We start from the raw sequence: 10,700 nt of genomic DNA, 5'->3' as shown, positions 1-10,700 counted from the left end.
CAGGATGTGCTCGCGGGTCTGCGGCATCGGGCCGTCGGCGGCCGACACGACCAGGATCGCGCCGTCCATCTGCGCGGCACCGGTGATCATGTTCTTCACATAGTCGGCGTGGCCGGGGCAGTCGACGTGAGCGTAGTGGCGGTTGGCCGTCTCNTATTCGACNTGCGCCGTCGAGATCGTGATGCCGCGCGCCTTTTCTTCAGGGGCGGCGTCGATCTGGTCGTAGCGCTTGTATTCGCCAAAATACTTGGTGATCGCCGCCGTCAGCGACGTCTTGCCATGGTCGACGTGGCCAATCGTGCCGATGTTCACGTGAGGCTTGTTACGCTCGAATTTACCTTTGGCCATAATCGTTCTCCGTCTATTCTACCCGCTTGGGGGAAATTGTTATTCGCTCTTCAGATCCGGCACCGCGCAAGGGACGCGACGTCGGTGGCTAAGGAACCCTTACGCGTATTTCTTCTGGACTTCCTGGGCCACTGCGGTCGGAACCGGCTCGTAGTGATCGAACTGCATCGTGTAGGCCGCACGGCCCTGGCTCATCGAGCGCAGGTTGTCGACATACTTGAACATGTTGGCGAGCGGCACCATCGCGTTGATGACAACGGCCACGCCGCGCGCTTCCTGACCTTGGATCTGGCCACGACGACCGTTCAGATCGCCGATGACGCTGCCGACGTAGTCTTCCGGCGTCACAACTTCGACCTTCATGATCGGCTCCAGCAGCTGCACGCCAAGCTTGGGTGCGGCTTCACGGAAGCAGGCGCGGCCGGCGATTTCGAAGGCCAGGACGCTGGAGTCGACATCGTGGTAAGCGCCGTCGATGAGGGTCGCCTTGACGCCGATCATCGGGAAGCCCGCGAACGGACCCGAGGTCATGACGCTGTTGATGCCCTTTTCGACACCCGGGATGTATTCCTTCGGCACGGCGCCGCCGACGATCTTGGTCTCGAATTCGAACTCGCTGCTGTCCGGGTTCGGCTCGAAGACGATCTTGACGCGAGCGAACTGACCGGTACCGCCGGTCTGCTTCTTGTGCGTGTAGTCCTGCTCGTGCCTGCGGGTGATCGTCTCGCGATAAGCCACCTGCGGTGCGCCGACATTGGCCTCGACCTTGAACTCGCGACGCATACGGTCGACGATGATGTCGAGGTGAAGTTCGCCCATGCCGGAAATGATGGTCTGGCCGCTTTCCTCGTCGGTCTTGACGCGGAAGGACGGATCTTCGGCGGCCAGGCGGTGAAGGGCGAGGCCCATCTTTTCCTGATCGTTCTTGGTCTTCGGCTCGATGGCGATCTGGATGACCGGATCGGGGAATTCCATGCGCTCGAGGATGACCGGATGCAGCGGATCGCTCAGCGTATCGCCGGTGGTCGTGTCCTTGAGACCGGCAAGAGCAACGATGTCGCCGGCAAAAGCCTCTTCGACGTCGGCGCGCGAGTTCGCATGCATCTGCAGCATGCGGCCAATGCGCTCTTTCTTGCCCTTCACGGTGTTGTCGACCGAGATGCCCTTGGTGAGCTTGCCCGAATAGATGCGGGCAAAGGTCAGCGAACCGACGAACGGGTCGTTCATGATCTTGAAGGCGAGCATCGACAGAGGCTCGTTGTCGTCGGCATGACGCTCGATCTCGGCGTCGGTCTTGGCATCGACGCCCTTGATGGCGGGAACATCGGCCGGCGACGGCAGATATTCGACGACGGCGTCGAGCAGCGGCTGCACGCCCTTGTTCTTGAAGGCCGAGCCACAGAACATCGGGTAGAACTTGACCGCGATGGTGCCCTTGCGGATCAGCGCGCGGATCTCGTCATTCGACGGCATCTTGCCTTCGAGGTAATTCTCAAGCGCCGTCTCGTCCATTTCGACGGCGGCCTCGATCATCTTCTCGCGGTATTCTTCGGCACGAGCCTTGAGGTCATCCGGGATCTCAACGACATCCCAGGCAGCGCCCAGCGTCTCGTCGCGCCAGACCAGCGCGTTCATCTCGACGAGGTCGACAACGCCCTTGAACTCGGTCTCGGCGCCAATCGGCAGCTGCATGACGACGGCATGCGCACCGAGGCGCGAGCCGATCATCTCGACCGAGCGGTAGAAGTCGGCGCCGATCTTGTCCATCTTGTTGCAGAAGATCATGCGCGGAACGCGATACTTGTCGGCCTGGCGCCAGACGGTCTCGGTCTGCGGCTCAACGCCGGCATTGGCATCGAGCAGCGCGATGGCGCCGTCGAGTACGCGCAGCGAACGCTCGACTTCGATGGTGAAGTCGACGTGGCCGGGGGTGTCGATGATGTTGAAGCGGTGCATCTTGCCGTCACGAGCCTTCCAGAAGGTCGTGGTCGCGGCGGACGTGATCGTGATGCCGCGCTCCTGCTCCTGCTCCATCCAATCCATGGTGGCAGCACCGTCGTGGACTTCGCCGATCTTGTGCGACTTGCCCGTGTAGTAGAGGACGCGCTCGGTGGTCGTCGTCTTGCCGGCGTCAATATGCGCCATGATACCGAAATTGCGGTAGTCTTCGATTTTGTATTCGCGGGCCATCGTAGCTGCCTCTCAGTCTCGTTCGCGCTTTACCAGCGGTAGTGCGCGAAAGCGCGGTTGGCTTCAGCCATCTTGTGGGTGTCTTCACGCTTCTTGACAGCCGTGCCGCGGTTGTTGGCCGCGTCCATCAGCTCGCCGGAGAGGCGGTCGACCATCGTGGTCTCGTTGCGGTTGCGGGCCGCTGCGATCAGCCAGCGAATCGCCAATGCCTGACGGCGCTCGGGGCGCACATCGACCGGAACCTGGTAGGTGGCGCCGCCGACACGACGCGAACGCACTTCCACATGCGGCGCGACATTGTCGAGCGCCTGATGGAAGACCGTGACCGGCTCCTGCTTGGTCTTCGACTGAACCTGGTCGAGCGCGCCGTAGACGATGGTCTCGGCGACCGACTTCTTCCCGTCATACATGACGGCGTTCATGAACTTGGTGACGATCAGATCGCCGAACTTCGGGTCCGGATTGATCTCACGCTTTTCTGCACTGTGACGACGCGACATGGCTTTTGTCTCTCAATCTCATAGCCCGACGCACTCAAGGAGCGCCAAGGCCGGAAAATCTTACTTCGGACGCTTGGCGCCGTACTTCGAACGGCGCTGCTTGCGGTTCTTCACACCCTGCGTGTCGAGCACGCCGCGGATGATGTGGTAGCGAACGCCCGGAAGATCCTTGACGCGGCCGCCGCGGATCATCACCACGGAGTGTTCCTGAAGGTTGTGGCCTTCGCCGGGGATGTACCCGATCACTTCAAAACCATTGGTCAGGCGGATCTTGGCCACCTTGCGCAGCGCCGAGTTCGGCTTCTTCGGCGTCGTTGTATAGACGCGCGTGCAGACGCCCCGCTTCTGCGGGTTCTGCTGCATGGCCGGGACCTTGTTGCGCTTCACCGGCGCAATGCGCGGCTTGCGGATCAGCTGGTTGACGGTAGGCATTAAACCCTCTTGTCTCTCAATTCCGTGTCTCGCCCGGTCAGGGCCGCTCAAAGCGTCATTTCCATACGCAAATTCGGGCCATAAACCGCGCCTCGCGGTCTTGCCCGAACAAAAGGCAGAGGAAGCGGAAGCCGCTTCGTGCACGCCGGAAATGTCTTTTCGCTCGTAAAACGAACCCTGTTTGAGGCAAACTCCAAAGCGTGTCGCTTCGGAAGGGAGAGCCTCACATCGGTTCTGACTGGGCGGCTTCTACTCGTAAGACCGCGGACCGTCAAGCCCGGAGCACCAAATATTGCGCGCCGACCAAGGCTTGGCAGCCATGCGAAAACCGCATGTAATTTTCTTTCGCATTTTTGCAAGAGCGAGGAAGAAAGTGACAAGCCTTCAGGCAAAGTGAATGGCTTTGCGCTGTTGCGCGGCCTTGCTTCATGCGAAAAGGCCGCATGAGCAGTCAAAACCCCCTCGCCCGCCCACCCGCTGCCAAGAGGAATCGGCCCGTGAACGACAACGATGAACGCCCGGTCACCATCATCACCGGCCGGGTGTGGAAGAAAAAAGGCGGCAAACCGGAAGGCGTCCACGTCATGCTGGTCGCGCCCGACGACGATTCGGCGGTGCGCCGGGCACTCGAATCGCTTGCCGCCGAAGGGTACGCCGAGGCCGAGCTCGACCAAATCGGCGATATGGACGGCATCCCCGACGAAGAGCCGCATATCTCCGCCTTCCAGGGCGCGCTCGAAGGCGAAGTGTCGATCGTTACCTTCGACGTGCCGATCTGACCCCGAACTCCCGGTCCAGCTTTCGAATCGACTACCGAGACGAATCGGCGACCGAGGCCTTCCCAGCCGACAAAAATGTGCACTGCCGCTCGAGGAAGGCTGAGCTTGGCCGCTCGGCTTCGGCTTGCCCGGGCGAAGTGTTCTGATAAGAAGCGCTCATCATCATCCAACAGACGGAGCGGCCGTGTCCCAGCCCATCAAGATAGGCATCGTCGGCGTCGGCAAGATCGTCCGCGATCAGCATCTGCCGGCCCTGGCGAAGGACCAAAACTATCGCCTCATCGCGGCCGCCAGCCGTCACGGCAAGGTGGATGACATCGCGAATTTTCCTGACATCGAAGCCATGCTCGACGCGGTGCCCGAACTCGAGGCCGTCTCGTTCTGCATGCCGCCGCAGTTCCGCTACGATGCGGCGCGGACGGCGCTGATGGCCAAGAGGCATGTCTTCCTGGAGAAGCCGCCAGGCGCCACTGTCAGCGAGGTCGAGGACCTCAAGACATTGGCCGCGCAGAACGGCGTCTCGCTGTTTGCCAGCTGGCACTCGCGCTATGCGCCGGCGGTCGAGGCGGCGCGCGCATTTCTCGACACGGCCAAGATCAGGTCGGCCGCCATCAACTGGAAGGAAGACGTGCGCCGCTGGCACCCGAACCAGGAGTGGATCTGGGCCCCCGGCGGTTTCGGCGTCTTCGATCCCGGCATCAACGCGCTGTCGATTGCCACCCATATCCTGCCGGCGATGTTCATCACCTCGGCGGTGCTGGATTTTCCCGAAAACCGCGCATCTCCGGTTGCCGCGCGCGTCACCTTCCGCACCTCGAATGGCTTGCCGGTGACGATGGACCTCGACTGGCTGCAGACAGGCCCGCAAAGCTGGGACATCCTGGCCGACACCGACAAGGGCGCCATGGTGCTGTCGAGCGGCGGCTCCAAGCTCGCTATCGACGGCAAAGTGGTTCATGACGAGCCGGAGGCCGAGTACCCGATGCTCTACAAGCGCTTCGCCGAGATCGTCCGCGCCGGCACCTCCGATGTCGATCTCGCGCCGCTGCAGCATGTCGCCGACGCGTTCATGCTCGGCAAGCGCAACGTGGTCGAGGCTTTTTTCGACTGATTTGTGCACGCGACGGGATCGCGGACCTGGCGTGAATGCGCGCTGGTGCCAGGTCGACCCCCACTCCGTCTCGGCTTCGCCGAGCCACCTCTCCCCCGATCGACGGGGTAGAGGAAAGGCGCCAAGCTTTTTGCCGTCAGCGCTCGTCCAGCAACGCTCCTTTCCTTTCCCTCCGGAGGGGGAAGGTGGCGCTGCGAAGCAGCGACGGATTGGGGGAAGCCGGTCGACAAACGAACAGCCGCTGACCGAGTTGGTCTGATACCAGCGTCATTCAGACAATTATGGTGTGGTCTCACTCCACGATCGCTATGGCAAACCCATCATAGCCCTTGGCGCCGACGGTCTGGATGGCGGTGCCGTCCAGACGCTTCTCGCTGCCGATGAACGAGAATGCGGCGCGTGCGCCTTCGACATTGGCGTCGTGGCCATCTTCATTCACCACATCACCGTCGCGTATGACGTTGTCGCAGACGATGACCGTTCCGGGCCGCGACAACCGCATGGCCCAGGACAGATAATTCGGATTGTTCGGCTTGTCGGCATCGATGAAGATGAAGTCGAATGGCCCGGCATTCTCGGCGCCGAGTGCTGCAAACGACTGAAGCGCCGGACCGACCCTCAGTTCCACCCGCTCCGAGACGCCTGCCCGCTCGAAATTCGATCGCGCGACGCTGGCGTGATGCGGATCGAGTTCAAGCGTCACGATCTTGCCGTCGGCAGGCAGTGCGCGCGCCATCCAGATGGTCGAATAGCCGCCCAGCGTGCCGATTTCGAGAATCTTCTTGGCTCCCCGCATCCGCGCAAGAAGTGAAAGCAGCTTGCCCTGCGCCGGCGACACGTCGATCGCCGGCAGGCCCTGGTCGTGGTTGGCCGCCAGAACGGCATCAAGCACGGGGTCCGCCTCAAACAGGGAACCGACGATGTAGTCGTCGACTGCCGCCCAGCTTCTTTTGCTCATCGTTTTCTTCTCCGATCCAATCGAGGACCTAAACGCGAAAAGGGGCCACCGGCCCCTTTTCCTCTTCTCTTTCCGTCCGCGCTTACTGCGCGGCGGTTGTCATGTCGGCCAGCATCGGCTCGGCGACTTCCACCCCCGAGGCCTTGCGGCGCTCGTCGATGATCAGTTCGTCGCGCGAGGTGGCGATGCGCCGGATCTGGCTCATTGTGCCGCCGGTACCGGCCGGGATCAGCCGGCCGACGATGACGTTTTCCTTCAGGCCCTGCAACATGTCGGTCTTGCCGGCAACGGCAGCTTCCGTCAGCACTCGCGTCGTCTCCTGGAAGGAGGCGGCCGAGATGAAGGACGGCGTCTGCAGCGATGCCTTGGTGATGCCGAGCAGCACCGGCAGACCTTCGGCAGGCTTCTTGCCATCCTCGATCAGACGCTCATTGACCTCTTCCAGCTCGATCACGTCGACATGATCGCCCGGGATGTAGGTCGAGTCGCCCTGCACCGTGATCTCGACCTTCTGCAGCATCTGGCGAACGATCACCTCGATGTGCTTGTCGTTGATCGACACGCCCTGCAGACGGTAGACTTCCTGGATCTCGTTGACGAGGTAGGAAGCAAGTGCCTCCACGCCCTTGATCGCCAGGATGTCGTGCGGCGCCGGATTGCCGTCGAGGATGTAGTCGCCCTTCTCGATGACGTCGCCGTCCTGGAGATGGAACGGCTTGCCCTTCGGGATCAGGTATTCGACCGGCTCGAGCGTCGAGTCATGCGGCTCGATGATGATGCGACGCTTGTTCTTGTAGTCGCGGCCAAAGCGGATCGTGCCGTCGATCTCGGCGATGATGGCGTGATCCTTCGGACGACGTGCCTCGAACAGTTCAGCAACACGCGGCAGACCGCCGGTGATGTCCTTGGTCTTGGCGCTTTCCATCGGAATACGCGCCAGCACGTCGCCGGGGCGAACTTGCGAACCCGGCTCGACCGAAAGAATGGCCTCGACCGAGAGCAGGAAGCGGGCGTCGCCACCCTTCGACAGCTTGCCGACCTTGCCCTTGGCGTCCTGGATCGCGATCGCCGGCTTCAGGTCGTTGCCGCGTGGCGTCGAGCGCCAGTCGATGACCTCACGCTTGGTGATGCCGGTCGACTCGTCGGCCGTTTCCTGAACGGAAATGCCGTCGACCAGATCCTCGTACGACACCCTGCCCTCGATTTCGGTGAGGACCGGACGGGTATAGGGATCCCACTCGGCGATACGCTGGCCGCGCTTCACCTTGTCACCATCGTCCACGAAGATGCGCGAACCATAGGTGAGGCGGTGCGAGGCGCGCTCCTTGCCGGCTTCGTCGAGGATCAGCACCGCCATGTTGCGGCCCATGACCATCTGCTGGCCGTCGGAGTTGCGCACCACGTTGCGGTTGCGGATCTCGACCTTGCCCTCATAGGAGGCTTCAAGGAACGAGCTGTCCACCACCTGCGCGGTACCGCCCATGTGGAAGGTACGCATGGTGAGCTGGGTGCCCGGCTCGCCGATCGACTGCGCCGCGATGACGCCGACGGCTTCGCCCTGGTTGACCGGGGTGCCGCGGGCAAGATCGCGACCATAGCAGACCGCGCAGACGCCAACCCTGACTTCGCAAGTCAGTGCCGAGCGGATGCGGACCGACTGGACGCCGGCCTTTTCGATCTGTTCCACGTCACGCTCGTCCATCAGCGTTCCGGCCTTGACCAGGATCTCGCCCGACACCGGATGGGTGATGTCGTCGAGCGACGTACGGCCCAGCACGCGCTGCCCGACCGAAGCGACGACCTGACCGGCATCGACGATCGGCTGCATGGTGAGGCCCTTGTCGGTGCCGCAGTCGACGGAGTTGACGATGCAATCCTGCGCCACGTCGACCAGACGACGGGTGAGGTAACCCGAGTTCGCCGTCTTCAAGGCGGTGTCGGCCAGACCCTTGCGGGCGCCGTGGGTCGAGTTGAAGTACTCGAGCACGGTCAGGCCTTCCTTGAAGTTCGAGATGATCGGCGTCTCGATGATTTCACCCGACGGCTTGGCCATAAGACCGCGCATGCCGGCAAGCTGACGCATCTGGGTGGGCGAGCCACGCGCACCGGAGTGCGACATCATGTAGATCGAGTTCATCGGCTTTTGACGGCCATTGTCCTCGAACTCGACCGCCTTGATGCGGGCCATCATTTCGTCGGCGACCTTTTCCGAGCACTTGGCCCAGGCGTCGACGACCTTGTTGTACTTCTCGCCCTGCGTGATCAGACCGTCATTGTACTGCTGCTCATATTCCTTGGCCAAAGCCTCGGTGTCGGAGACCAGCTTGATCTTGGCATCCGGGATCAGCATGTCGTCCTTGCCGAACGAAATGCCGGCACGGCAGGCATGGCTGAAGCCGAGCGCCATGATGCGATCGCAGAAAATGACCGTCTCCTTCTGACCGCAATGGCGGTAGACGGTGTCGATCATCTTGGAGATGTTCTTCTTGGTCATCTCCTGGTTGGCGGTCTCGTAAGGCACGTTGACGTTCTTCGGCAGAAGCTCGCCGATGATCATGCGGCCAGGCGTGGTGTCATGGATCTTCGACACGACCTTGCCTTCGGCGTCGACCGTGCGGAAACGACCCTTGATCTTGGAGTGCAGCGTCACCGCCTTGGTCTCGAGCGCGTGCTGGAGTTCGCCCATGTCGGCAAACACCATGCCCTCGCCCGGCTCGTTCTGGTTGACGATCGAGAGATAATAGAGACCCAGAACCATGTCCTGCGACGGCACGATGATCGGCGCGCCGGAAGCCGGGTGCAGGATGTTGTTGGTCGACATCATCAGCACGCGGGCTTCAAGCTGCGCTTCCAGCGACAGCGGCACGTGAACGGCCATCTGGTCGCCGTCGAAGTCGGCGTTGAAGGCCGTGCAGACCAGCGGGTGCAGCTGGATCGCCTTGCCTTCGATCAGGATCGGCTCGAACGCCTGGATGCCGAGACGGTGCAGAGTCGGCGCACGGTTCAGCAGCACCGGATGCTCGCGGATAACCTCGTCGAGGATATCCCAGACCTCCGGACGCTCCTTTTCGACCAGCTTCTTCGCCTGCTTGACGGTCGAGGAGTAACCCTTGGCGTCGAGACGGGCGTAGATGAAGGGCTTGAACAGTTCGAGCGCCATCTTCTTGGGCAGGCCGCACTGATGCAGCTTGAGCTCCGGACCGGTCACGATGACCGAGCGGCCGGAATAGTCGACGCGCTTGCCGAGCAGGTTCTGACGGAACCGGCCCTGCTTGCCCTTGAGCATGTCGGACAGCGACTTCAGCGGGCGCTTGTTGGCGCCGGTGATGACGCGGCCGCGACGGCCGTTGTCGAACAGCGCATCGACGGCTTCCTGCAGCATGCGCTTTTCATTGCGCACGATGATGCCGGGGGCACGCAGCTCGATCAGCCGCTTCAGACGGTTGTTGCGGTTGATGACGCGGCGATAGAGATCGTTCAGATCCGACGTGGCGAAACGGCCGCCGTCCAGAGGAACCAGCGGACGCAGGTCCGGCGGGATCACCGGAACCACCTTCATGATCATCCATTCCGGACGGTTGCCGGATTCCATGAAGTTCTCGACGACCTTGAGCCGCTTCAGATACTTCTTCTGCTTCAGCTCGGAGGTGGTCGAAGCCAGTTCCGAACGCAGGTCGCCGGCGATCTTCTCCAGGTCCATGCCGGCCAGGAGGTCATGAATGGCCTCGGCGCCGATCATGGCGGTGAAACTATCCTCGCCATACTCGTCGACGGCGATCATGTACTCTTCCTCGCTGAGCAGCTGGTGCTCCTTCAGCGCGGTGAGGCCAGGTTCGGTGACGATGTAGTTCTCGAAGTAGAGGACGCGCTCGATGTCCTTCAGGGTCATGTCGAGCAGCGTGCCGATGCGCGACGGCAGCGACTTCAGGAACCAGATATGGGCGACCGGAGCCGCCAGCTCGATGTGGCCCATGCGCTCGCGGCGAACGCGCGACAGCGTGACTTCGACGCCGCACTTCTCGCAGATGACGCCCTTGTACTTCATGCGCTTGTACTTGCCGCACAGGCACTCGTAGTCCTTGATCGGGCCAAAAATGCGCGCGCAGAACAGACCGTCACGCTCCGGCTTGAAGGTGCGGTAGTTGATGGTCTCCGGCTTCTTGATCTCGCCGAAAGACCAGGACAGAATCTTCTCAGGGCTGGCAAGCGATATCCGAATGGAATCGAACACCTGCGCAGGCGCCTGCGGATTGAAGAGATTCATGACCTCTTGGTTCATGCCGTTCTCCTTTTCGGGGTCCTCGAAAACCCCTTGCATCTAGCGCGGGCCAAACGCCCGCCGTCGTGTGTCGGCCACCGGCCGAAGAATTTGGTGCGTTCGG

The 10,700-nt window shown here is 61.9% G+C and carries 8 protein-coding genes; 2 read left to right on the top strand and 6 right to left on the bottom strand.

Going from position 1 to position 10,700, the window contains the following annotated elements:
* The 4 genes from MESCI2_RS01000000135460 to rpsL form a co-directional block, all read right to left on the bottom strand.
* Positions 1-348, bottom strand: a 348-nt coding sequence (locus MESCI2_RS01000000135460) for a GTP-binding protein (RefSeq protein ID WP_032901324.1), incomplete at its 3' end; no start/stop codon positions are given.
* A 99-nt stretch (positions 349-447) separates the two neighbouring features.
* On the bottom strand, positions 448-2,538 hold the full coding sequence (fusA, locus tag MESCI2_RS0124730; protein WP_023762913.1) for an elongation factor G: 2,091 nt from the start codon (positions 2,536-2,538) through the stop codon (positions 448-450).
* Between the two features lie 29 nt (positions 2,539-2,567).
* The gene (gene rpsG, locus MESCI2_RS0124725) at positions 2,568-3,038 is read right to left on the bottom strand and encodes a 30S ribosomal protein S7 (RefSeq protein WP_008875664.1); all 471 of its coding nucleotides are present in this window, start codon (positions 3,036-3,038) and stop codon (positions 2,568-2,570) included.
* A 60-nt stretch (positions 3,039-3,098) separates the two neighbouring features.
* The gene (gene rpsL / locus MESCI2_RS0124720) at positions 3,099-3,470 is read right to left on the bottom strand and encodes a 30S ribosomal protein S12 (protein ID WP_006333356.1); all 372 of its coding nucleotides are present in this window, start codon (positions 3,468-3,470) and stop codon (positions 3,099-3,101) included.
* A gap of 497 nt (positions 3,471-3,967) precedes the next feature.
* Here rpsL and MESCI2_RS0124715 point away from each other — a divergent pair, with 497 nt between their 5' ends.
* Positions 3,968-4,249: a transcriptional regulator gene (locus MESCI2_RS0124715; RefSeq protein WP_027038858.1), complete on the top strand. Its 282-nt coding sequence runs from the start codon at positions 3,968-3,970 to the stop codon at positions 4,247-4,249.
* A gap of 184 nt (positions 4,250-4,433) precedes the next feature.
* A complete protein-coding gene (locus tag MESCI2_RS0124710; RefSeq protein ID WP_027038857.1) occupies positions 4,434-5,360 on the top strand; it encodes a Gfo/Idh/MocA family protein in 927 nt (308 codons plus the stop codon).
* 292 nt (positions 5,361-5,652) lie between these two features.
* On the opposite strand, the gene MESCI2_RS0124705 is transcribed toward MESCI2_RS0124710, so the two are convergent.
* Together MESCI2_RS0124705 and rpoC are read right to left on the bottom strand one after the other, a co-directional pair.
* Positions 5,653-6,318 (bottom strand): O-methyltransferase, encoded by a 666-nt coding sequence (locus tag MESCI2_RS0124705; RefSeq protein ID WP_027038856.1) that lies wholly within the window; start codon positions 6,316-6,318, stop codon positions 5,653-5,655.
* An 82-nt stretch (positions 6,319-6,400) separates the two neighbouring features.
* The gene (gene rpoC / locus MESCI2_RS0124700; RefSeq protein WP_027038855.1) at positions 6,401-10,597 is read right to left on the bottom strand and encodes a DNA-directed RNA polymerase subunit beta'; all 4,197 of its coding nucleotides are present in this window, start codon (positions 10,595-10,597) and stop codon (positions 6,401-6,403) included.
* Positions 10,598-10,700: the final 103 nt, after the last annotated feature.

Source organism: Mesorhizobium ciceri WSM4083, assembly GCF_000519305.1.
GTDB lineage: Bacteria > Pseudomonadota > Alphaproteobacteria > Rhizobiales > Rhizobiaceae > Mesorhizobium > Mesorhizobium ciceri_B.
The sequence above is the reverse complement of the archived record's forward strand: the minus strand, read 5'-3'. Positions and strand labels throughout refer to the sequence as shown.

What these genes read in the sequence shown, in the direction of transcription:
- fusA (WP_023762913.1), bottom strand. Translation starts at nt 2,538, where the DNA reads ATGGCCCGCGAATACAAAATCGAAGACTACCGCAATTTCGGTATCATG.
- rpsG (WP_008875664.1), bottom strand. Translation starts at nt 3,038, where the DNA reads ATGTCGCGTCGTCACAGTGCAGAAAAGCGTGAGATCAATCCGGACCCG.
- rpsL (WP_006333356.1), bottom strand. Translation starts at nt 3,470, where the DNA reads ATGCCTACCGTCAACCAGCTGATCCGCAAGCCGCGCATTGCGCCGGTG.
- MESCI2_RS0124705 (WP_027038856.1), bottom strand. Translation starts at nt 6,318, where the DNA reads ATGAGCAAAAGAAGCTGGGCGGCAGTCGACGACTACATCGTCGGTTCC.
- rpoC (WP_027038855.1), bottom strand. Translation starts at nt 10,597, where the DNA reads ATGAACCAAGAGGTCATGAATCTCTTCAATCCGCAGGCGCCTGCGCAG.